This is a genomic window from Streptomyces sp. NPDC005438 (assembly GCF_040606315.1).
In the GTDB taxonomy this organism is placed as follows: Bacteria; Actinomycetota; Actinomycetes; order Streptomycetales; family Streptomycetaceae; genus Streptomyces.
On sequence record NZ_JBEXEP010000003.1, the window covers coordinates 66,964 to 88,140 of the forward strand.

18 protein-coding genes and 1 pseudogene are annotated in these 21,177 nt (G+C 71.6%); 12 read left to right on the forward strand and 7 right to left on the reverse strand.

The features are described from left to right. Positions 1-445: 445 nt before the first annotated feature. From ABZT14_RS08530 to map, 3 genes are all read right to left on the reverse strand, one after another. The gene (locus ABZT14_RS08530) at positions 446-1,351 is read right to left on the reverse strand and encodes a hypothetical protein (RefSeq protein ID WP_356298685.1); all 906 of its coding nucleotides are present in this window, start codon (positions 1,349-1,351) and stop codon (positions 446-448) included. Between the two features lie 215 nt (positions 1,352-1,566). Further along, complete coding sequence (locus ABZT14_RS08535; protein WP_356298686.1) at positions 1,567-2,223, reverse strand: biliverdin-producing heme oxygenase; 657 nt, start codon at positions 2,221-2,223, stop codon at positions 1,567-1,569. A gap of 431 nt (positions 2,224-2,654) precedes the next feature. Continuing rightward, positions 2,655-3,512, reverse strand: a complete 858-nt coding sequence (map, locus tag ABZT14_RS08540; protein WP_356298688.1) for a type I methionyl aminopeptidase — start codon at positions 3,510-3,512, stop codon at positions 2,655-2,657. A gap of 53 nt (positions 3,513-3,565) precedes the next feature. Between map and ABZT14_RS08545 the strand changes: the two genes are divergently transcribed. Further along, the gene (locus tag ABZT14_RS08545) at positions 3,566-3,808 is read left to right on the forward strand and encodes a hypothetical protein (RefSeq protein WP_356298691.1); all 243 of its coding nucleotides are present in this window, start codon (positions 3,566-3,568) and stop codon (positions 3,806-3,808) included. A 26-nt stretch (positions 3,809-3,834) separates the two neighbouring features. On the opposite strand, the gene ABZT14_RS08550 is transcribed toward ABZT14_RS08545, so the two are convergent. After that, a complete protein-coding gene (locus ABZT14_RS08550) occupies positions 3,835-5,121 on the reverse strand; it encodes an MFS transporter (RefSeq protein ID WP_356298693.1) in 1,287 nt (428 codons plus the stop codon). A 163-nt stretch (positions 5,122-5,284) separates the two neighbouring features. On the opposite strand from ABZT14_RS08550, the gene npdG reads away from it, so the two are divergent. After that, on the forward strand, positions 5,285-6,004 hold the full coding sequence (npdG, locus tag ABZT14_RS08555) for an NADPH-dependent F420 reductase (protein WP_356298695.1): 720 nt from the start codon (positions 5,285-5,287) through the stop codon (positions 6,002-6,004). 89 nt (positions 6,005-6,093) lie between these two features. Further along, positions 6,094-6,321, forward strand: coding sequence for a hypothetical protein (locus tag ABZT14_RS08560; protein WP_356298697.1), 228 nt, complete (start codon positions 6,094-6,096; stop codon positions 6,319-6,321). 46 nt (positions 6,322-6,367) lie between these two features. Here the strand turns inward: ABZT14_RS08560 and ABZT14_RS08565 are convergent, their stop codons facing one another. Together ABZT14_RS08565 and panB are read right to left on the reverse strand one after the other, a co-directional pair. Next, entirely contained in the window at positions 6,368-7,168 is an 801-nt protein-coding gene (locus tag ABZT14_RS08565) for a site-2 protease family protein (RefSeq protein ID WP_356298699.1), read from the reverse strand. Positions 7,169-7,258: 90 nt separating this feature from the next. Continuing rightward, a complete protein-coding gene (panB, locus tag ABZT14_RS08570; protein WP_356298701.1) occupies positions 7,259-8,137 on the reverse strand; it encodes a 3-methyl-2-oxobutanoate hydroxymethyltransferase in 879 nt (292 codons plus the stop codon). A gap of 219 nt (positions 8,138-8,356) precedes the next feature. Here panB and ABZT14_RS08575 point away from each other — a divergent pair, with 219 nt between their 5' ends. The 4 genes and pseudogenes from ABZT14_RS08575 (at position 8,357) to ABZT14_RS08590 (ending at position 13,317) form a co-directional block, all read left to right on the forward strand. Beyond that, complete coding sequence (locus tag ABZT14_RS08575; RefSeq protein WP_356298703.1) at positions 8,357-9,934, forward strand: MFS transporter; 1,578 nt, start codon at positions 8,357-8,359, stop codon at positions 9,932-9,934. 244 nt (positions 9,935-10,178) lie between these two features. Then, positions 10,179-11,183 carry an endonuclease/exonuclease/phosphatase family protein gene (locus ABZT14_RS08580; RefSeq protein WP_356299304.1) on the forward strand — a complete coding sequence of 335 codons (1,005 nt, stop codon included), beginning with the start codon at positions 10,179-10,181 and terminating at the stop codon, positions 11,181-11,183. 158 nt (positions 11,184-11,341) lie between these two features. Continuing rightward, positions 11,342-11,572, forward strand: a pseudogene (locus ABZT14_RS08585) (short-chain dehydrogenase); the annotation flags it as partial. Between the two features lie 521 nt (positions 11,573-12,093). Then, positions 12,094-13,317 carry an MFS transporter gene (locus tag ABZT14_RS08590; protein ID WP_356298705.1) on the forward strand — a complete coding sequence of 408 codons (1,224 nt, stop codon included), beginning with the start codon at positions 12,094-12,096 and terminating at the stop codon, positions 13,315-13,317. 31 nt (positions 13,318-13,348) lie between these two features. Here ABZT14_RS08590 and ABZT14_RS08595 read toward each other — a convergent pair whose 3' ends face one another. Next, the gene (locus ABZT14_RS08595) at positions 13,349-15,124 is read right to left on the reverse strand and encodes an NAD+ synthase (protein ID WP_356298706.1); all 1,776 of its coding nucleotides are present in this window, start codon (positions 15,122-15,124) and stop codon (positions 13,349-13,351) included. Positions 15,125-15,232: 108 nt separating this feature from the next. Between ABZT14_RS08595 and ABZT14_RS08600 the strand changes: the two genes are divergently transcribed. The 5 genes from ABZT14_RS08600 (at position 15,233) to glnA (ending at position 21,155) form a co-directional block, all read left to right on the forward strand. Next, entirely contained in the window at positions 15,233-16,330 is a 1,098-nt protein-coding gene (locus ABZT14_RS08600; RefSeq protein ID WP_356298708.1) for a DUF6879 family protein, read from the forward strand. Between the two features lie 224 nt (positions 16,331-16,554). Continuing rightward, positions 16,555-17,778, forward strand: coding sequence for a S8 family peptidase (locus ABZT14_RS08605; RefSeq protein WP_356298710.1), 1,224 nt, complete (start codon positions 16,555-16,557; stop codon positions 17,776-17,778). A 260-nt stretch (positions 17,779-18,038) separates the two neighbouring features. Continuing rightward, positions 18,039-18,983, forward strand: coding sequence for a universal stress protein (locus ABZT14_RS08610; protein WP_356298712.1), 945 nt, complete (start codon positions 18,039-18,041; stop codon positions 18,981-18,983). A gap of 109 nt (positions 18,984-19,092) precedes the next feature. Beyond that, positions 19,093-19,542: a cyclic nucleotide-binding domain-containing protein gene (locus tag ABZT14_RS08615; RefSeq protein ID WP_356298714.1), complete on the forward strand. Its 450-nt coding sequence runs from the start codon at positions 19,093-19,095 to the stop codon at positions 19,540-19,542. Between the two features lie 251 nt (positions 19,543-19,793). Beyond that, positions 19,794-21,155, forward strand: a complete 1,362-nt coding sequence (glnA, locus tag ABZT14_RS08620) for a type I glutamate--ammonia ligase (protein WP_356298716.1) — start codon at positions 19,794-19,796, stop codon at positions 21,153-21,155. Positions 21,156-21,177 lie beyond the last annotated feature (22 nt).

The window sequence follows — 21,177 nt, forward strand, 5'->3', positions numbered from 1 at the left end:
CCGCCTGCCGCCTGCCGCCTGCCGCCTGCCGCCTGCCGCCTGCCGCCTGCCGCCTGCCGCCTGCCGCCTGCCGCCTGCCGCCTGCCGCCTGCCGCCTGCCGCCCTGCCCGCGACCCCAAGAGTCCGCCCCCAAGAACCCACCCCTAAGAACTCACCCCCAGGAACCACTGCGCCGGCGACGACCAGTGCTGGCCGGGCCCAGGGCGGGTGAACGCCCACCGGGCGCCTCACCCTCGGGAACCGGCCTGCCCGGGAAGGGGCCAGTCCCCTCGAAGAGGTGGCGTCCCCCGTGCTGCTCGACCGCGACAGTGTCCCCGACGATCAGGGCCAGTCCCCTCGGAGAGGTGCCGTCCCGCCCTCCGGCGGAAGCCGGGAGTACAGGAGGGGAGAGAGCGGGGCCCGGAGGTCAGCGGAGGTGTGCCAACTGGCCCCTGTCGAGGCCGGGTTACTTGCCCTCGGCCGAGGTCATCCCGTCGTTGAGGCCGATAACCGACAGCTTGCCGTCGCTTTCCGACCTGGGCGGGACCATCACACCTGACTCGGCGATCCGCACATAGGTCACCGTGCGTTGGGGAGTGCCGCTCATCATCGCCCGTACCAGGGGTGGGATGTTGAGCTTCACGCCCTTGCGCACCGTCTGCACGCTGGTGTGGTGGGAGGCCACGAACACGAAGGCGCCACCGCCCTTGGTACGCAGCCCGTAGGGCTCGAACTGCGGCGGCTTGGCCGGGGTGTCGGTCCACTCGGTGGTGACGTTCTTGTTGCGCTTGGCGGTCTGGTCCCGCTTCGTCCTCAGCTCGTGGGTGTACTCGCCCTCGGCGTAGTTGTCCCCGCCGTCCCTGAGGAAGGTCACGTAGGACTGGCTGAGTTTTTCGGGCGGGACCAGGGTGGAGTCGTCGTTCGCGGACAGCGGCTCGGCGTAGCCCTCCTTGTCCTTGGCGAACTCGGGCATGACCTCTTCCTTCACCGACAGCAGGTAGCTGGCCTTCCAGCCGCTCTCGGCGTTCTCCCGTTGGAAGAGGTAGACCCAGCGACGCCCCGCCGGGGCGCGGCTGCTGTGGGTGTCGGCCACGAAGTGCTTGGGCCAGCCCGCCTGTTGGGGTATCAGCAGGTTGACGTCGGTGAGCTTGAGCTTCTTGTAGCCGGGGTCGCCCTCGGGCTTGACCTTCTTGTGGGACTTCAGCCCCGCCTCGTCGATGGAGCCCAACACCCCGGTCTCGACGGTGGAGTTGAGTTCCGCGTCGAACTCGACGTTCGCCTTGTTGCTGACCCGCGTGTACTTCTTGAGGACCTTGTGTGCCTCGTCCTCGGTGACTGTGGGAACCACGGCGGTCTCGCCGTGGACTGTCATGCATCCTGACAGGCTTGTCGTCAGTGTGGCCGTGATCATCGTCGTCACGGCGAACCCACGCAGCCGTCGCGCTTTCAGCGCCTTCACCCTGGAGTACCCTCCCCGCCGGCGTTCCGCAGGAAGGAACCTTACCCGCACCGTTGAGCGCCTTCGCAACGAGCCCGGAGGGTCCGCCTCCGCCTCTCCCGAGGAAGTCGCCGACCCCTCGGAGAGGGTCAGGCGGACATCGGCAACTCCTCGCTCAGTTCACGGAAAAGCCCGGTGTTGAGACGGAAGGCGTGGAGGCACTCGTCGACGATGCGCTGACGCTCGCACTCGTCCACCGGCAACGCGTCCAGCAGCGCGCGGTACTCCCGCTTGAAGGCGGCCGGGTTCCGTATGCCGTCGAAGACGTAGAACCGCACACCGTCGCCCTTGGAGGCGAAACCCCAGACCCGCTCCGCGGTGCCCCGGATGACCTGGCCCCCCGAGAGATCGCCGAGGTAACGGGTGTAGTGGTGGGCCACGTAACCGCCCGGCCAGCGCTCGGCGACCTCGGTCACCCGTGCCGCGTAGGCCTCGGTGGCGGGCAGGGGGCGCACCGTGTCCCGCCAGTGGTCGCCCTGGTGCAGGTGGTCGAGGTCCCGTTCCAGGGCCTCCAGTCGCCGAAGCTCGGGGCGGAGGAAGGGGCCGGCCACCGGATCGGCTGCCAGCCGCTCCCAGGGCCGCTCCAAGGCGGTGTACACGCACCAGAGTTGCTCGGTGTACCGGGTGTAGGAGGACAGGGACAGGGTGCCGGCGGCCAGTTCGCTGATGAACGGGGCGCGGGTGGCGGCCGAGTGCTGCTCCTTGGACGCGTCTCGGAGCATGGTGGCGAACGGCTGCGGGTTCATGGCAGCAGTCTTTCCGACGTACTGTCGGTATAACCCTCACCAGAACGTCACAGTGTGGCCAGTTCGTGCCACCATCTCCTGTCCACGAACGGACAGTGGGGGCCAGACGGGACAGAACGACAGGGGCGGCAGGCCAGAGGGGGCGGGCTGAGAGTCGGGCGCCGTGCCTCCCGGGGCACTCCGCTCCGGTGCGGTGTCTCGCGGGTATCGAGGCCGTGGCGGAGGAGGCCCAAGCCGGGCCTGGCTGGCGCCGATGGCCCTGGCGACGTCGTAGGGCGTCGGGGTGGAGCCCCGCCCCGAGCCCGGGACCGCCCGGCTGTGAGGCCGGGGCCGGGTGGGGAGACCGGCTGTGCCCCGGCACGACTGTGGCCCCGGTCCACCTTGCGGGGGCCGGGGCCACAGTCGTGAAGTGAGAGCGGTCGGAGCCGGAGTCAGGGCAGCGTGAGGACCTCGGCGCCGTCGTCGGTGACCACCAGGGTGTGCTCGAACTGGGCGCTGCGCTCGCGGTCCTTGGTGACCACGGTCCAGCCGTCCTCCCACATGTCCCAGGTGTGGGTGCCCAGGGTGAGCATCGGCTCGATGGTGAAGGTCATCCCGGGCCGCATCACGGTGGTCGCCCGCTCGTCGTCGTAGTGCGGGATGATCAGGCCGGAGTGGAACGAACTGTTGATGCCGTGGCCGGTGAAGTCCCGCACCACCCCGTAGCCGAAGCGCTTGGCGTAGGACTCGATGACCCGGCCGATGACGTTGATCTGCCGGCCCGGCCTGACCGCCTTGATCGCCCGGTTCAGCGCCTCCCGGGTGCGCTCCACCAGCAGCCGGGACTCCTCGTCCACGTCGCCGCACAGGTAGGTGGCGTTGGTGTCCCCGTGGACGCCCCCGATGTAGGCGGTGACGTCGAGGTTCACGATGTCGCCGTCCTGGATCACCGTGGAGTCGGGGATGCCGTGACAGATGACCTCGTTCAGCGAGGTGCACAGCGACTTGGGGAAGCCCCGGTAACCCAGGGTCGAGGGGTAGGCGCCGTGGTCGCACATGTAGGTGTGCGCGACCTCGTCCAGCTTGTCCGTGGTGACTCCGGGGGCGATGTACGAGGCCGCCTCCCGCAGCGCGCGGGCGGCGATGCCGCCGGCGATCCGCATCAGCTCGACGGTTTCCGCGTCCTGCACCTCGGAACCGGTGTACGGGGTGGGGGCGGGACGGCCCACGTACTCGGGGCGTGGGATGGAGGCGGGCACCGTACGCCTCGGGGACTGGGTGCCGGGGACGAGTGAGGACTGGCCAGACATGCGAGGGAGTCTAGCGCTGGTCGGGTTCGCCGCTCCTCGGGCAGCATGGCGTCATGGCTCTCTTTCGGCGCAAGACGTCCGGCAAGGCCGGCGAGTGGTACTACTGCCTCGAACACCACAAGGTCGAGGAGGGGCCGGAGTGCCCCGCGAAGAACCGTATGGGCCCCTACGCCACCCGCGAGGAGGCCCACCACGCCCTGGAGACCGCCCGCGACCGCAACGTGAAGTGGGAGAACGACAGCCGCTGGAACGACAACGCCTCCGGTGGGGGTGACCAGCGGGCCGAGGGCGCCTGACCGCCCCTCCGTTGACGCTCCGGGGCTCAGCCCGCCGCCTTCGGGGCGGAGCCCCGACGCTCCCGCAGGAGTCGGGCGTGCTCGCTGGTACGGCTGTCGTACGACATCAGCGCCGGCAGGCACACCGCGAGCGCGCCCACCGCGAGGACGCCCGCCACTCCGCCGGACCAGATCGAGGTACGTACCGAGGTCAGCGAGGCCACCGCGCCCGACCTCAGCTGGCCCAACTGCGGCCCCGTGGAGTACGACAGCAGCTCGATGCCGGCCAGCCGGCCCCGCAGTTCGTCGGGGATGGTCTGGTTCCACAGGGTGGTGCGGAAGATGCCGCTGACCATGTCGCAGGCGCCGGCCACCGCGATCAGGGCCAGCACCAGCCAGATGTTCGTCGCCCAGCCCACCAGTGCCATGGCCGAGCCCCAGGCCATCGCGGCGTACACCACGGCCCGGCCGTGCCGGTGGACCCGCCCGGTCCAGCCGCTGGTCGCGCTGACCAGCAGGGAACCCAGCGGCATCATCGCGTACATCAGTCCCAGGGCCCACTGGGCGTCCAACCGGTCGGCGAGGAAGGGGAACAGGGCCATCGGGAACGCGAAGAACATCGCGGCGATGTCGATGGCGTAGGTGCCCAGCAGTTCCTTGCGGGTCCAGGCGTAGCGGGCGCCCTCGAAGACGCCCCGTACCGAGGGTCGGGTCGCGCCCTCACCGGGTGGCTGGGGGCTGAGGCGTACGGCGAGGAGTACCGACACCGCGAAGGTCAACGCGTCCACGGCGTAGGCGATTTCGAGACCGGCGTAGGCGATGAGGAAGCCGGACAGGGCCGGGCCGGCGATGGCCCCGACCTGCCAGCGCAGCGAGTTGAGGGCCGCCGCGGCGCTGAGCTGCTCGTGCGGCACGATCCGGGGGATCACCGCGTCCAGTGCCGGACGCTGGATGCCCACCAGGGCGCTGGTCAGCGCCGCCGCCGCGTACAGCGGCCACACCAGGGGCTCGGGAAGCAGCGCGTTGCCCCACAGGCCCACGGCGATCAGCCCCAGGGCGATCTCGCTGCCCAGGATCAGCTTCCGACGGTCCACCGCGTCCGCCAGCGCGCCGCCGTAGAGCCCGAACACGATCATCGGGACCAGCTCCACGGCCCCCAGGGCGCCCACGGCGGTCGTGGACCCGGTGAGCTGCTTGAGCTGGAGGGGAAGCGCCACCAGGGAGATGAAGCTGCCGAAGACGGTGATCGCCCCCGCGCACCACATCAGCCGGTAGTCGCGGGAGGAGCGCCAGGGCGACAGGTCGGGCAGCACAGCCCTGAGCTTCGGGTTCACGAGGGTTCATCGTGCCGACGGCCCCTGGAGGGTGGCAAACGATTTCCCGGCGCTCCCCGCTCCGGCAGCCCCGAGGACGTGTCCGGGGACGTTCCCGCCGTCGCCGCGACGACCCGGCCGCCCCTCGACCCGCCCCGCCCGGGCGACTGGCAGGATCGGCACCATGACTGAGAACCCCGCGACGGAGAACCCCACCGCCAGCAAGGCACCCGCGAAGGACCCCTGGGAACTGCCCGACGTCCACGACCTGACCGTGGGGGTGCTGGGAGGAACCGGCGACCAGGGCCGGGGGCTGGCCTACCGGTTCGCCCAGGCCGGCCAGTCCGTGGTGATCGGCTCCCGGTCGGCCGAACGGGCCCGGGCCGCCGCCGAGGAGCTGGGGCACGGGGTGGCCGGCGCCGACAACGCGGAGTGCGCCGAACGCAGTGACGTGGTGATCGTGGCCGTCCCCTGGGAGGGGCACGCCGCCACCCTGGAGTCCCTGCGCGAACCGCTGCGGGGAAAGCTGGTCGTCGACTGCGTCAACCCGCTGGGCTTCGACAAGAAGGGCGCCTACCCGCTCACCCCCGAGGAGGGCAGCGCCGCCCAGCAGGCCGCGGTACTGCTGCCGGAGTCCCGGGTCACGGCGGCCTTCCACCACCTGTCGGCGGTGCTGCTGTCGGACCCCGAGGTGGAGCGCATCGACACCGACGTGATGGTGCTGGGGGAGGTACGGGCGGACTGCGAGATCGTGCAGGCGCTGGCCTCCCGCATCCCGGGGATGCGGGGGGTGTTCGCCGGCCGGTTGCGTAACGCCCACCAGGTGGAGGCGCTGGTGGCCAACCTGATCTCGGTCAACCGCCGCTACAAGGCCCACGCCGGAGTACGGCTCACCGACATCTGAGCGGGCCGCCCGCTCGCCCGCCGACCGGGGGCACGCGGGCATGGGGGACAATGACGGCAGCTGTCCACCGTTCCGGGAGAACCGCCCCCATGCCCGCCTCCGCTCCGCCGCCACTCACCCCGCGCCGCCTGGCCGCCGCCCTCACGGCGCTGTGTGTCCTGGCCCTGATCGCCGCCGTGGTCTCCTTCGTCAACGGCAACCTGCTGGGTGTGGTCTGGGTGCTGCTGGCGGGGCTGTGCTCCAACATGGCCTGGTACCACTGGCGCAGGGCCCGTCTGGAGGAGGACCCGACCGAGCGGTCCGGCCGACCGGGCTGACGCGCCTCGCGGCCCCGGAGGTCGCGGGGCAGAGGTCCGGCGGGTGTCAGCCGGGCAGGATCACGTTCTGGGGCTGGCCCTGCCAGAAGCGGAAGTACTCCAGCCCGTAGCGGGTCTCCCACCCGGTGACGCCGAGCAGGTCCATCAGCCAGTCCACCAGGTCCCAGAAGACCGTATTGATCTCCGGTACCCACAGGCAGGCGAACACCACCAGCAGCCCGAAGGGCGCGAAGGGTTCGACCTGCCGCCGCACGGATGGTGACAGCCAGGGTTCCAGTACCCCGTAGCCGTCCAGGCCGGGCACCGGCAGGGAGTTGAGCAGGGCCGCCGTCATCTGGAGCATCGCCAGGAAGGCCAGTGCGCAACGGGCCGCGGCGGGGGTGTCGGCGTCCACCCAGCCCAGCCAGAACGGCGCGGTGAGCAGCAGCGCGAAGACGAGGTTGGTGAGCGGGCCGGCGGCCGAGATCAGGCTGTGCCGCAGTCGGCCCCGGATGCGCCCGCGCTCGATGAACACCGCGCCGCCGGGCAGCCCGATGCCGCCCATGACCACGAACAGCAGGGGCAGCCCGATGCTGAGCAGCGGGTGGGTGTACCGCAGGGGGTTGAGGGTGAGGTAGCCGCGCGCCGCCACCCCGAGGTCGCCGTAGTGCAGGGCGAGCCGTGCGTGGGCGTACTCGTGGAGGCACAGGGAGACCACCCAGCCGCTGACCACGAAGGCGAACACGGCGAGGCCGGTCAGGTCCCCGAACCCGTGCCAGACCGCCCAGCCGCTGACGACCATCGCGGCCACCAGCCCGAGGAACACGGGGCTGACGCGCTGGGGGGAACGGGTGGTGGTAGCGGTCATGGGCACCGACCGTACACAGCGCGGTGGACGAACGGGTGCCCGCGCCCCGGTGGGCCGTCCTGTGGTGCCGGCCCACCGGGGTGTCGGGGGTCAGCTGCTGAACGTGTGTTCCGAGGTCGGGAAGGCGGAGCCCTTCACCTCGTCGGCGAACTCCCGGGCGGCGGAGGTCATGGTCTCCCGCAGCTGGGCGTACTGCTTCACGAAGCGCGGCAGCCGGCCCGAGGTGAGGCCCATCATGTCCGTCCACACCAGCACCTGGGCGTCGCACTCGGCGCCGGCGCCGATGCCCACGGTGGGGATCTGCAGGGAGCGGGTGACCTCGGCGGCCAGTTGCTCGGGCACCATCTCCAGCACCAGGGCGAAGGCCCCGGCCTCCTGGGCGGCCTTGGCGTCCCGCAGCAGCAGTTGGGCGTCCTCCTCGCCACGGCCCTGTACGCGGTACCCCATGGCGTGCACCGACTGCGGGGTCAGGCCCAGGTGGGCCATCACCGGGATGCCCGAGGCGACCAGCAGTTCGGTCTGGGCCAGGGAGCGTTCACCGCCCTCCAGCTTCACCGCTCCCACACCGGACTCCTTGACCAGCCGGGTGGCGTTGCGCAGTGCCTGGGTGGGGCCCTCCTGGTAGGCGCCGAACGGCAGGTCGGCGATGATCAGCGAGCGCTGGTTGCCGCGTACCACGGCGGCGGACAGCATGGCGATCTCGTCCATGGTCACCGGCACCGTGGTCTCGTAGCCCAGGTGACAGTTGCCCATGGAGTCGCCGACGAGGAGTACGGGTATGCCCGCGTCGTCGAAGACCGAGGCGGTCATCGCGTCGTAGGCGGTGAGCATCGCCCACTTCTCGCCGCGCTCCTTGGCGGCGGCGACGTCCCGTACGGTCACCCGACGGGTGCGGGCGCCGCCGTAGAGGGTGGCGTTGGGTTTCGGGTCCTGGCCGCTCCGTGCGCGCGCAGGGGTGTGCTGCGTCATGAGCTTCGGCTCCTTGAAGTCGTCTCGAGGCGCCCTGACGGCGTCCCCGGATCGCTGTCCATGGTGCATCCGCCACCCCCCGAAGGGAAGCGGCCGGCGGGAATCGGAGAACCTACCGGCCGGTCGGGGGCGGGGGTCGACCTGGCCGTCGGGTCCCGGGGTTCTCCGGGGCCTCGGTGAGGCCGGCGGTGATCCGGGAGAGCCCCTAGCCTGGACGGCATGACCTCAGCGGACGCGAACCCGACCCGTGCGGAGGCTGGCGCCGCCAGCGGTGTCCCGGAGGCGGTGCACCGGCGTCGGTGGGCGATCCTCGTGGTGCTGATGTTCAGCCTGCTGATCGTGGTCCTGGACAACTCCATCCTGAACGTGGCCCTCAAGACCATCGCCGAGCCGGACCCGGTGGGGTTGGGCGCCAGTCAGAGCCAGTTGGAGTGGGGCGTCAACGCCTACACCCTGGTGTTCGCCGGGCTGCTGTTCACCGCCGGACTGCTGGGGGACCGCTGGGGCCGCAAACGGGTGTTGCTGTTCGGCATGGTGGTCTTCGGGCTCGGTTCGGTGCTGGCCGCGATGTCCACCTCGCCGGGTCAACTGATCGCGTTCCGCGCGATGATGGGCTTCGGCGGCGCCTTCGTGATGCCGGCGACCCTGGCCATCCTGATGAACGTCTTCGAACGGGACGAGCAGCCCAAGGCCATCGGGATCTGGACCGGGGCGGTGGGACTGGCCATCGCCATCGGCCCGGTCACCGGAGGGCTGCTGCTGGCCCACTTCTGGTGGGGCTCGGTCTTCCTCGTCAACGTGCCCATCGTGCTGGTCGCCATCGCCGCGATGCTCTGGCTGGTGCCGGACTCCCGCGACCCCGCGCCGGGCCGGCTGGATCCCCTGGGGGTCCTGCTGTCCGTGGTGGGTCTGGTGCTGCTGGTCTACGGGATCATCAAGGGCGGCCAGCTCGCCGACTTCGGTTCCCCCGAGGTGCTGTTCACCCTGGTCGGCGGGTTGCTGGTGCTGGTGGCCTTCGTGCTCTACGAGCGCCGGAGCGAGCATCCGGCCCTGGACGTGCGCTACTTCCGCGACCCCACCTTCTCCGCCGCCGTCACCGCCATCGCCCTGGTGTTCTTCGCGCTGATGGGGGTGACCTTCTTCGGGGTGTTCTACCTACAGAGCGTGCGGGGCTACTCGCCCCTCCAGTCCGGGCTGATGCTGCTACCGCTGGCCCTGGCGCAGATGATGTTCGCCCCACGGGCCCGTCTGGTGGTCGACCGGTTCGGGGCCCGCGCGGTGTGTACCGGCGGAATGGTCGCGCTGGCCCTGGCCTTCACCGGCTTCACGCTGCTGGACCAGCACACTCCCGTATGGGCGATGCTGGTGCTGTTCTTCTTCCAGGGCACCGCGATGGCGCACATCATGCCCCCGGCCACGACCTCCATCATGCAGTCGCTGCCCCGGGAGAAGGCCGGCTCCGGGTCGGCCATCAACAACACCTTCCGCCAGGTGGGCGGAGCCCTCGGGGTGGCCGTCCTGGGGTCCTTCCTGTCCACCGCGTACCGGGGCGGCATCCAGGACAAGCTGGTCGCCCTGCCCGCCCGGGTACGGCACGAGGCGGGGGAGTCCATCGAGGCCACCCTCGCCCTCACCGCCCGGGCCGGCCCCTCCGGGCAGGTGCTGGCCGAACAAGCGCGGGGCGCCTTCGTCCACGCCATGCACCTGACCGTGCTGGGGGCCGCCGCCGTGGCGCTGCTGGGCGCGGTGGTGGTGGCCCTGGCGATGCCGGGACCCTCCTCGGGCGGCACCCGCTGAGACCCGGTCCCCTCCCGGGGGTGGCGAACGGGACGGATCCGTAGTGTGCTGATTCGGTCACGGTGACCCGCCGGTCCCCGCGATGTGGAACTTCACCTCCCGGCGCACTCGTCCCAAGGGACATCGGGCCCGGGTCTTTCCCCGGCTGACCTGGATTTTTCGATCACTGATGGTGATCGCCTATCGTTCCCCGCATATCGGGGACCCTCGGGGCGAGTGAGGACGGCGAATGGCAGGGGCGTATATGGCGGAGGCCGCGCGGTCGACGGACCCGGACACGCGGCGAGGCCACGGTGGACGACGGTTTCTCGGGCGGTGGGACCGCCCCGGGATCTGGCGTCGCGGGCTGGTGATCGCCGGGTGCGCCCTGCTGCTGGGGATCGCGATGTCCTTCCACTCGAAGATCCCCAACTCCATCGGCAACCTGGGGTCGTTGTGGGAGACCTTCCTGCCGTGGGGCGGGCTGGCGATCCTGCCGCTGCTGGTGGCCGCCGTACTGCGCAGGTCGGTGACCGCGCTGGTGGCGACCCTGGTCCCGGTACTGGTGTGGTTCAACCTCTTCGGCGGGCTGCTGAGCGACAAGTCCGGTTCGGGCGGCGACCTGGTGCTGATGACCCACAACGTGAGCGCCGACAACCCCGACCCGAAGGGCACCGCCCGGCAGTTGCTGGGGTCGGACGCGGATGTGATCGCCCTCCAGGAGCTGGCCACCTCGCAGGTCGCCCGGTACCAGGGGGAGTTGCGGGCGCGGTACCCGTACCACGTGGTCCAGGGCACCGTCGGGGTGTGGAGCAAGACGCCGTTGCGGGACACCCACAGCGTGGACATCAGGATGGGCTGGCCGCGCGCCATGCGCACCACGGTGACCACCCCGTCGGGTGAACTGGCGGTCTACGTCGCCCACCTGCCCTCGGTGCGGGTGGAGTTCCGCTCCGGGTTCACCGCCGGTCAACGGGACCGCGCCGCCCAGGCGTTGGGGGACGCCATCGCCCAGGAGCGGGTGGACCGCAAGGTGCTGATGGGGGACCTCAACGGCACCATGAACGACCGCGCCCTGGCCCCGGTCACCTCCCAGATGCGTTCCACCGAGGGCGCGGCCGGTGACGGGTTCGGCTTCAGCTGGCCGTCGAGCTTCCCCATGGCGCGGATCGACCAGATCATGGTGCGGGGCGTGGAGCCGGTGTCCTCCTGGACCCTGCCGGGCACCGGCAGCGACCACCTTCCGGTGGCCGCCTCCGTTCAGCTGTGACCCGCTGATCCACGGGAGGCCTCCGGGGTGACCTGCTGGTCGGGCGCGGTCGCCTCCGGTACGTGGGACGCGCTCCAGGCGTCAACCACCGGGTACGACGCGGACGTTGTGGCTGATCGCGGGGTGCGCGCCCGCGTGGTCGGACGGCGGGCCCGGCCGGCGACCTCCACGGCGCGACCAAGTACGCGGTGACCGGTCCGGCGGAGAACGCCCGACGGCTGGTGACCGAGGACGGGGTCGGCGTCACCCTGATCGCGCCCGGCCGGGTGGAGACCGACTTCTGGGACGTCTACGGAGGCCCGCCGGACTCCGCGCCGCTCAGCTCGCGGCAGTCGGGGGAGGCGGTGGTGGGCGTGAACACGGTCACGGTCCGCCCGATCGGCCAGCCCACTGACCGGACCCACCAGGCCCACGACAAAGGGCTGCCGGTGGTGAGGCCGTACGGGGGGACGTTCCGACACGGCTCCACGTTGAGCCCGCCGACCCGCCCACGCTCGCCCCCTCAGTCCTCCCTCCGAAGCGAGCCGCGTGAGCGGGACGACACCCGTACCGGGCTCGGAGCCTCCCCGGAGGCGCGCCCCGGTGGTCCGACTCCCGGGTGGGCGGGGTGAGTTGACGCGGCGGTCGTCCGGGGCGCCCTTCGGGGTCCGGGAGGGTGGGCGGCGTAGCGGAACGGGGCGCGGCGTCGGGTCGGGTGGAGGTGCGGGCGGGGCCTCTCGGCGCCTGGAATGTGAACCCCCTCACCGCTTTCGGCCTTGGTGCTGGTCAGCGGCGTGGCCAGGGTTCTCCCAGTGGAAAAGTGCCCGTCACCCGTGGGAATCTCGGTGTCGGCAGAATTTGTTCCCAGCAGGAACATACCGAGTTGCCGTCTGTCGACGACTCTCCCCACCACCAGGAAGGTCCACCACTCATGCCCTTGGCCTTGCTCGCCCTCGCGATCAGCGCCTTCGGAATCGGTACCACCGAGTTCGTGATGATGGGGTTGCTGCCACAGGTCGCCCAGGACCTCGGCACCAGCGTCCCCAGTGCCGGCCACCTGGTCTCCGCCTACGCCATCGGCGTGGTGATCGGCGCCCCACTGCTGACCTCGCTCGGTACCCGGATTCCCCGCAAGCGGATGCTGGTCGCGCTCATGGGCCTGTTCACCCTCGGCAACCTCGGGTCCGCGTTGGCGCCCGGATTCGAGACGCTGCTCATCGGCCGGGTGCTGTCCGGCCTCCCCCACGGTGCCTTCTTCGGGCTGGGGGCCGTCGTCGCCTCCCGGCTGGTACGGGAGGAGCGCCGGGCCCGCGCCGTGGCCACCATGTTCCTCGGGCTGACGGTCGCCAACATCGTCGGCGTACCCGCCGCCACCGCGCTGGGGCAGCAACTGGGATGGCGCGCCACCTTCCTGGTGGTCACCGCCATCGGCCTGCTGTCCATGGGGGCGCTGACCCTGCTGGTGCCGCAGCTGCCCGCCGAACCCCGGGGCGGACTGGGCCGGGAGGTACGCGCCCTGGGCAACCCCCAGGTGGTGATGGGGCTGTTGACCGCGGTGCTGGGCTTCGGCGGCGTCTTCGCCGTCTACAGCTACCTCGCCTCCATGGTCACCGAGGTCACCGGACTCTCCGACGGCTCGGTCACCTGGGTGCTCGCCCTCTTCGGCATCGGGATGACCCTCGGGGCGCTGGCCGCCGGTCCCCTCACCGACCGGGCGCTGCGCGGCACCCTGTGCGGTTCGCTGGGCGCCCTGGCGGTACTGCTGGTGGCCTTCCACTTCACCGTGCACCACCGGCCGTTGGCGCTGGTGACGATCACGCTGCTGGGAGCCTTCGGCTTCATGACCACCACCCCGCTCCAGATGCTGGTGATGCGGGCCGCCCAGCACGCGCCGACCCTGGCCTCGGCCTCCAACCACTCGGCGTTCAACCTGGCCAACGCGGGCGGCGCCTGGCTCGGCGGGGCGGCCATCGCCGCCGGCTGGGGTTGGACCTCGCCCACCCTGGTCGGTGCCTGCCTGGCCCTGTTGGGGCTGCTCCTGGCGCTGTTGTCCGGCTGGCAGGAGCGCCGGTCCGCGCCCACCGCCTCCCGGGTGGTGGCCCGTGGGGAGGAGCGGTCCTCGGACGTCAACGAGCGGGCCGAGTACGCCGGTTGAGCCCGACCGGGAGGGGAGCCGCCGGCGTCGGTCAGCGGCTCCTCTCCCGCCAGCCGTTGGTGATCGGCAGCCTGCGGTCCTTGCCGAACCCCTTGGGGGAGATCTTGGTGCCGGGCGGATACTGCCGCCGCTTGTACTCGGCGGCGTCGGTCATCCTCAGCACCCGGGCCACCACCTCCGGGTCGAAGCCCTGGGCGACGATCTGCTCCAGCCCCTGGTCCCGGTCCACGTACCGCTCCAGTACGGCGTCCAGCACCTCGTAGTCCGGCAGCGAGTCGCTGTCCACCTGGCCGGGCCGCAGCTCGGCGCTGGGCGGCTTGCTGATGGAGGACTCCGGGATGGGCGGGGTCTCGCCCCGCTCCTCGGCCTTCTGGTTGCGCCAGCGGGCCAGGCGGAAGACGGTGCTCTTGTAGACGTCCTTGATGGGGCCGTAGGCGCCCACCGAGTCGCCGTACAGCGTGGAGTAGCCGCAGGCCAGCTCGGACTTGTTGCCGGGGGCCAGCACGATGTGGCCCTCCTGGTTGGACAGCCCCATCAGCAGGGTGCCGCGCAGTCGGGCCTGGAGGTTCTCCTCGGCCAGGCCGGTCAGCCCCAGGGCCTCCATGTAGGTCGCGAACATCGGCTCGATGGGCACCGTGCGGAAGTGGAGGCCGGTACGCCGGGCCAGTTCCTCGGCGTCGGAGCGGGAGTGGTCGGAGGAGTACCGCGAGGGCATCGACACCCCGTGGACGTTCTCCGCCCCCACCGCGTCGCAGGCCAGGGCGGCCACCAGGGAGGAGTCGATGCCCCCGGACAGGCCGATGAGCACCGAGCGGAAACCGTTCTTGACCGCGTACGCCCGCAGGCCCAGCACCAGGGCGGAGTAGACCTCCTCCAGGTCGTCCAGCCGAGGGGCCACCCGCCCGGTGTCCGGTGCGGCGGCCGTCGTGGTGGCCGGCCCGTCCTCCCGGGGCGGCTCGGTGGACAGCACCCGGTGCTCGATCCGCAGCCCGTCGTCCAGGAGGCCGCTCGGAGCCGTACCGGCGGCCGGCAGCGTCAGGTCGAGCAGCAGGCACTGCTCCTCGAACTGCGCGGCCCGGGCGAGCACCCGGCCGTCGCGGTCCACCACCAGGGAGTCGCCGTCGAAGACCAGCTCGTCCTGGCCGCCGGTCATCGCCAGGTAGGCGGTGGTGCAGCCGGCCTCCTGGGCGCGCTTGCGGACCAGCTCCAGGCGGGTGTCGTCCTTGTCCCGCTCGTACGGGGAGGCGTTGACCGACAGCAGCAGGCCCGCGCCGGCCTCACGCGCGGCCGGTACCCGTCCGCCGTCCTGCCACAGGTCCTCGCAGATCGCCAGCGCCACGTCCACCCCGGACACCCGGATCACCGGCAGGGTCTGGCCGGGGACGAAGTAGCGGAACTCGTCGAACACCCCGTAGTTGGGGAGGTGGTGCTTGGCGTAGGTGAGGGCGATCCGGCCCTGGTGCAGCACCGCCGCGGCGTTCTGCGGGGCGCCGGCGGGCTGTCCGTAGATCGGCTGCGCCTCCTCCACCCGGTCCAGGTAGCCGACGACCACCGGGACGTGGCCCAGCCCCTCCCGGTCGAGCCGCTCGGCGAGGGCCCGCAGCGCGGCCCGGCTGGCCTCCACGAAGGAGGAGCGCAGGGCCAGGTCCTCGACCGGGTAGCCGGTCAGCGCCATCTCGGGGAAGGCGACGAGGTGGGCGCCCCGCTCGACGGAGTGCCGGGTCCAGTGGATCACCGACTCCGCGTTGTGGGCGAGGTCGCCGACGAGGGAGTCGATCTGGTTGAGCGCGAGACGTAGTTGAGGCACGGGCCCACTCTAATCGTCCAACTGACGCTATGTCCCGTCGAGGAGGGGTTCCCTTCGGAGGGTGACCGTTCGATTGCGAAGGGGAGTTGGCGTGGATGTGCCATTGACGTGAATGCGACAGCTCCCGAGGATGCGGCCATGTGGGACGCCATGGGCCTGGACCCCGTACTCCAACGCGTCTACGAGACGCTGGTGGACGGCCCGTCGTCCGCCTCCGAACTGCGTGAGCGGCTGGGCCTCTCGGCCGCCCGGACCTCCACCCGGCTGACCGAGTTGGAACGGCTCGGGCTGGTGGGCCGGTTCACGGACCACAACGGTCAGGCCCGGTTCCGCGCCGCCCCGCCGGACGTCGCCCTCGGGGCCCTGCTGGGGCGGCGGGAGGAGCAACTGCGTCACGCCCGGGAACACGTCGAGCGGCTGGCCGCCCGCTACCGGCTGGGCGCTGGCGGCCCCGACCGGCTGGACGTGGTCGAGGTCATCACCGGCCGGGCCGCCGTCATCCAACGCGTGGACCAGCTCCAACGGGCCGCCCAGCGGCAGATACGGGGCATCGACCGCCCGCCCTACGTCAACAACGGCCCGGACCGGCTGGACCCCAAGACCGGGATGATGCCGCTCCAGGAGCCCACCATGCGGCGCGGGGTGCGCTACCGGGTCCTCTACGACAGCGAGGCGCTCGCCTCCCACCAGCACCGTTTCCACCTGGACGTGGCCGCCAGCGCCGAACTCGGCGAGGAGGCCCGGGTGATGAGCCAGGCGCCCACCAAGATGGTCCTCGCCGACGACCGGGTGGCGCTGCTGCCTCTGCTGACCGCGCCGGACGAACTGACCGGAGCCGTGGTGGTGCACGCTTCCGGGCTGCTCAGGGCGCTGGTCGCGCTGTTCGAGACGCTGTGGTCGACCGCTCTGCCGCTGTCGGAGTACCTCGACCGGGGCCCCTCCGTGGTGGGCGCCCCGGCACCCGGTACGCCCACCACGGAGGAGGCCCGGCTGCTGGCCCTGCTGACCACCGGGGTCACCGACCAGGTGATGGCCCGTCAACTGGGCGTGAGCTACCGCACCTTCCAGCGGCGGTTGCAGTCGCTGATGCACCGGCACGGGGCCACCACCCGCTTCCAGCTGGGGCTGCGCGCGGCCCGGATGGGCTGGCTGGACCAGGCCACCCGGGAGGGCACGGACGGAGGGCCTCCGGGGAACGGGAGTTGAGACGCCGCACCGCCGATGGGGGCTAAACCCGCGACGTACGACCTGTGGGGAATTGTCCGCCAAAACGCCTCGCGTTCCTTTCCCGGACCTCTTGTCGGCCCTCGGGCGCTGCGCTTAACTCCCGTTTCGCCGGGGCGCGTTCGCCCGTGTCAACCGGCGTTCACCCTGGCGCGCTCCACCTGTCCGCCCCCCAGGGGCACCCCCCACGAGGCGAGGATCTCGCGATGACACAGCAGCGCTCATCCAGCAGGACCAGCCGTAGCACCCGTATCGGCATCGCCGTCACGGTGGCCGCCGCCACCGCGGCCGCAGGCGCCCTGATGGCCGGACCGGCCCAGGCCGCCACCCCGACCGGCACCGTGATCGGCGCCAAGTCCGCCGACGCCATCGCCGGCAGCTACATCGTCACCCTCAAGAAGTCCACCGCACGGGTCGCCTCCGGTGAGGGCAAGTCCGTGATCACCAAGCACGGTGGCGAGATCAGACGCACCTACCGTCAGGCCCTCAACGGCTACTCCGCCAAGATGACCGCCCAGGAGGCCCGCGAGCTGGCCGCCGACCCGGCGGTCGACAAGGTGTACGCCAACCAGAAGGTCCAACTGGCCGCCACCCAGGAGAACCCGCCCAACTGGGGCCTGGACCGGATCGACCAGGAGAACCTGCCGCTGGACGGCAAGTACACCTACCCCGACACCGCCGGTGAGGGCGTCACCGCCTACATCATCGACACCGGGGTCCGGGTCAGCCACCAGGACTTCGAGGGCCGGGCGACCGACGGCTACGACGCCGTGGACGGCGACGACGAGGCCCAGGACGGCAACGGCCACGGCACCCACGTCGCCAGCACCGTCGCCGGCGCCCTGCACGGCGTGGCCAAGAAGGCCAACGTGGTCGCCGTACGGGTGCTGAACGACAGTGGCTCCGGCACCATCGAGGGCGTCGTCGGCGGCATCGACTGGGTCACCCAGAACCACTCCGGCCCCTCGGTCGCCAACATGTCCCTGGGCGGAGGCGCCAACGAGGCCCTCGACGAGGCGGTGCGCAACTCCATCGCCTCCGGCGTGACCTACGCGGTCGCCGCCGGCAACGACGCCTCCGACGCCGGCAGCACCTCGCCGGCCCGGGTCCAGGAGGCCCTGACGGTCGGCGCCACCGACCGGAACGACGACGCCGCCACCTTCAGCAACTGGGGCCCGACCCTGGACCTGTTCGCGCCCGGCGTGGACATCACGGCGGCGTGGAACACCGGTGACGACGCCACCCAGACCATCTCGGGCACCTCCATGGCCACCCCGCACGTGGCCGGCGCCGCCGCCCTGTACCTGGGCGGACACCCCGACGCCACCCCGGAGGAGACCGGCACCGCGCTGGTGGAGGGCGCCGCCAAGGACGTCGTCCAGAACCCCGGCACCGGTTCGCCGAACCTGCTGCTCAACGTGGTGGAGTGATCCCCACGGGGCCGGGTCTCACGACCCGGCCCCGGCGCCCGGCCGGCCTCGTCCGGCCGGGCGTTCCCGTACCCCCGCCCGGGCCCGCTCCCCCTCCGTCCGCCCGGGCCCTCCCGTACCGGTGGCGCACCGACCCCGAGGGGCCGAGGCTGGAGACCGGGCCGGCCGAACGCCGCGCCCCGGGCGCGCCCGCCCGTGGGCGCCCACCGGCCCGTCTCGCGACGTGACGGCGACGGGAGACGGGCGGAAGGGGGAGAGGGATGGACGCACAGCCGAGACCTCCGACCACCGTGGTGGTCGGCATCGACGGATCGGAACACTCGCTGCGGGCCCTGGACGGCGCGGTCGCCGAGGCGGCCCTGCGCCACGTCCCCCTGGAACTGGTCTGCGGCTGGCCGTGGACGCACAGCCCGGCACCGCACGAAACCCTGTTCGGCCCGCGCGGCACCTCCCCGGAGGACGGCGGTACCGGGCACCCCGACCCCGCCGACCCCGGCTCCCACCCCCTCTACCGACAGGCCGAGGAGACCCTGCGCCAGGTCACCGACCAGGTGCGCAGGGAACACCCCGAGGTCGAGGTCCGCTCCACCATGAGCACCGAACCGGCCGCCGACGCGCTGCTGCGGCACGGCGCACCCGACCGCCTCACGGTGCTGGGCACCCGGGGACGCGGCGGCTTCGTGGGCCTGCTCCTGGGCTCGGTCAGCCTGCGGGTGGCCGCCCACAACCCGGGGCCGCTGCTGGTGGTGCGCGGTGAGCGCCGTACCGCCCCCGCCGGGGAACTGCTCTACGGGGTCGACGACCGGCCGGAGCCGGGCGGGCCACGGCGGGCCTTCGAGGAGGCCCGACTGCGCGGGGCCAGGCTCCGGGTGGTGCACGCCTGGCAGTACCCCACCTACCCCTCGATGGTGCCGCCCCCCACCGCCTGGGTGCAGGACGAGTCGGAGCGGATCGCCCAGGCCGCCGACCAGGTGGCCCGCGAGGTGGTGGCCTCCTGCCGCCCGGACTTCCCCGAGGTCGAGGCGGTCGCCGAGACGGTGTACGGACAGCCCGGTCACGCCCTGGTCGAAGCCAGTCGGCACGCCGACCTCGTACTGTTGACAGTGCGCCGCCGCCACCGACGGCTGGCGCTCCAACTCGGGCCCGTCACCCACGCCTTGCTCCACCACGCCGACTGCCCGGTCCTGCTGGTCCCGGTGGGGTGAGCGTCCTCAGCGGCACCGTTCCTCAGCTGTCAGCCCACAGTCCCGGCGCCGTCCGTGGACGACCCCTCGGACGGCACACCGGGCCAGCCCGTGCAGGAGGGAGACCACGATGCGCGGAACACCAGGGTTCCTCAGCGCGCTCACCCCGCAGCAGGAGGACAGGCTCAGGGAACTGGCCACTGAGGTGCGCCTCCCCGCCGACCAGCGGCTCTTTCACGAGGGCCGCAAGGCGGACCGGTTCTGGGTGCTGCTGAGCGGATCGGTGGTGCTGGACCTGCGACCGCCGGGAGAACACCCCCTGATGGTCGAGACCCTGCACGGCGGCGACCTGCTGGGCTGGTCCTGGTTGTTCGCCCCGCACACCTGGCAGCTGAGCGCCCGCACCCACACCGCCGTCCACGCCCTGGAGTTCCCCGCCGACCAGGTGCGGAGCCTGTGCGACCGCGACCCGGAGCTGGGTCGGGACCTGGTGCGGGCGGTCGCCCAGGTGATCGCCCGGCGCCTCCAGCGTTCCCGGCAGCGGCTGGTCTCCCGGGTGGACGACGACCCCGAACTGTGAGCCCGGGCGTCGGCGCCGATGACCGGCGCGGGTCATCGGCACGGGTCGCTGGCGCGGATCACTGGCGCGGCCCCGTATCCGTTCGACCCGCCCCATCCGCTGGCCCACAATGAGCGAGGCGGACCGGCCGGCCCGCCGAGGGGCGGACGCGCAACCCCGGGGAAACCCGGGGGTGAGATGCTCGGGGCGCGACGGTGTGCCCTCGCACTCCGGTGGACCGTTCGACCAGCGAGAAGTGGGTGGATGTGGACATGGACAAGCAGCAGGAATTCGTACTCCGCACCCTGGAGGAGCGCGACATCCGGTTCGTCCGGCTCTGGTTCACCGACGTCCTGGGATTCCTGAAGTCCGTCGCGGTGGCCCCCGCCGAGCTGGAGCAGGCCTTCGACGAGGGGATGGGCTTCGACGGCTCGGCGATCGAGGGCTTCGCCCGCGTCTACGAGTCGGACATGATCGCCAAGCCCGACCCCGGCACCTTCCAGATCCTGCCCTGGCGCGCGGAGGCCCCGGGCACGGCCCGGATGTTCTGCGACATCCTGATGCCCGACGGCTCCCCCTCGTACGCCGACCCCCGCTACGTCCTCAAGCGGACCCTGGCCAAGACCTCCGAGCTGGGATTCACCTTCTACACCCACCCCGAGGTCGAGTTCTTCCTGCTCAAGGACAAGCCGATGGACGGCAGCCGCCCGGTGCCGGCCGACTCCTCCGGCTACTTCGACCACACCCCCCAGCACGTCGGACAGGACTTCCGTCGACAGGCCATCACCATGCTGGAGTCGATGGGCATCTCCGTGGAGTTCTCCCACCACGAGGGCGCCCCCGGCCAGCAGGAGATCGACCTGCGCTACGCGGACGCGCTGTCCACGGCCGACAACATCATGACCTTCCGGCTGGTGATGAAGCAGGTGGCCCTGGAACAGGGGGTGCAGGCCACCTTCATGCCCAAGCCGTTCTCCGAGCACCCCGGTTCGGGGATGCACACCCACCTGTCGCTGTTCGAGGGCGACCGCAACGCCTTCCACGAGTCCGGCGCGGAGTACCAACTCTCCAAGGTCGGCCGGTCGTTCATCGCCGGACTGCTTCGTCACGCCGGCGAGATCTGCGCGGTCACCAACCAGTGGGTCAACTCCTACAAGCGCATCTGGGGCGGGGCCCAGCGCACCGCAGGCGCCGGCGGCGAGGCCCCCTCGTACATCTGCTGGGGCCACAACAACCGCTCGGCGCTGATCCGGGTGCCCATGTACAAGCCCGGCAAGATCGGCTCCACCCGGGTCGAGGTCCGCTCCCTGGACTCCGGCGCCAACCCCTACCTGGCGTACGCGGTGCTGCTGGCCGCCGGACTCCGGGGCATCGAGGAGGGCTACGAACTGCCCGCCGGTGCCGAGGACGACGTGTGGGCGCTGTCCGACGCCGAACGCCGCGCCCTGGGCATCGACCCGCTGCCGCAGAACCTCGGCGAGGCCATCAGCCTGATGGAGCGCAGCGAGCTGGTCGCCGAGACCCTGGGCGAGCACGTCTTCGACTTCTTCCTGCGTAACAAGAAGCAGGAGTGGGAGGAGTACCGCTCGGAGGTCACCGCCTTCGAACTGCGCAAGAACCTCCCGGTGTTGTGACAGCGCCGTCCGGGACGGCGCG

Bases quoted from the DNA above. Each gene is read 5' to 3' on its own strand.
- ABZT14_RS08580 (WP_356299304.1), top strand. From the start codon at position 10,179: ATGGCGGAGGCCGCGCGGTCGACGGACCCGGACACGCGGCGAGGCCAC.
- ABZT14_RS08545 (WP_356298691.1), top strand. From the start codon at position 3,566: ATGGCTCTCTTTCGGCGCAAGACGTCCGGCAAGGCCGGCGAGTGGTAC.
- ABZT14_RS08575 (WP_356298703.1), top strand. From the start codon at position 8,357: ATGACCTCAGCGGACGCGAACCCGACCCGTGCGGAGGCTGGCGCCGCC.
- glnA (WP_356298716.1), top strand. From the start codon at position 19,794: ATGGACAAGCAGCAGGAATTCGTACTCCGCACCCTGGAGGAGCGCGAC.
- map (WP_356298688.1), bottom strand. From the start codon at position 3,512: ATGTCTGGCCAGTCCTCACTCGTCCCCGGCACCCAGTCCCCGAGGCGT.
- ABZT14_RS08615 (WP_356298714.1), top strand. From the start codon at position 19,093: ATGCGCGGAACACCAGGGTTCCTCAGCGCGCTCACCCCGCAGCAGGAG.
- ABZT14_RS08565 (WP_356298699.1), bottom strand. From the start codon at position 7,168: ATGACCGCTACCACCACCCGTTCCCCCCAGCGCGTCAGCCCCGTGTTC.
- ABZT14_RS08610 (WP_356298712.1), top strand. From the start codon at position 18,039: ATGGACGCACAGCCGAGACCTCCGACCACCGTGGTGGTCGGCATCGAC.
- ABZT14_RS08535 (WP_356298686.1), bottom strand. From the start codon at position 2,223: ATGAACCCGCAGCCGTTCGCCACCATGCTCCGAGACGCGTCCAAGGAG.
- ABZT14_RS08530 (WP_356298685.1), bottom strand. From the start codon at position 1,351: ATGACAGTCCACGGCGAGACCGCCGTGGTTCCCACAGTCACCGAGGAC.
- ABZT14_RS08590 (WP_356298705.1), top strand. From the start codon at position 12,094: ATGCCCTTGGCCTTGCTCGCCCTCGCGATCAGCGCCTTCGGAATCGGT.
- panB (WP_356298701.1), bottom strand. From the start codon at position 8,137: ATGACGCAGCACACCCCTGCGCGCGCACGGAGCGGCCAGGACCCGAAA.
- ABZT14_RS08560 (WP_356298697.1), top strand. From the start codon at position 6,094: ATGCCCGCCTCCGCTCCGCCGCCACTCACCCCGCGCCGCCTGGCCGCC.
- npdG (WP_356298695.1), top strand. From the start codon at position 5,285: ATGACTGAGAACCCCGCGACGGAGAACCCCACCGCCAGCAAGGCACCC.
- ABZT14_RS08605 (WP_356298710.1), top strand. From the start codon at position 16,555: ATGACACAGCAGCGCTCATCCAGCAGGACCAGCCGTAGCACCCGTATC.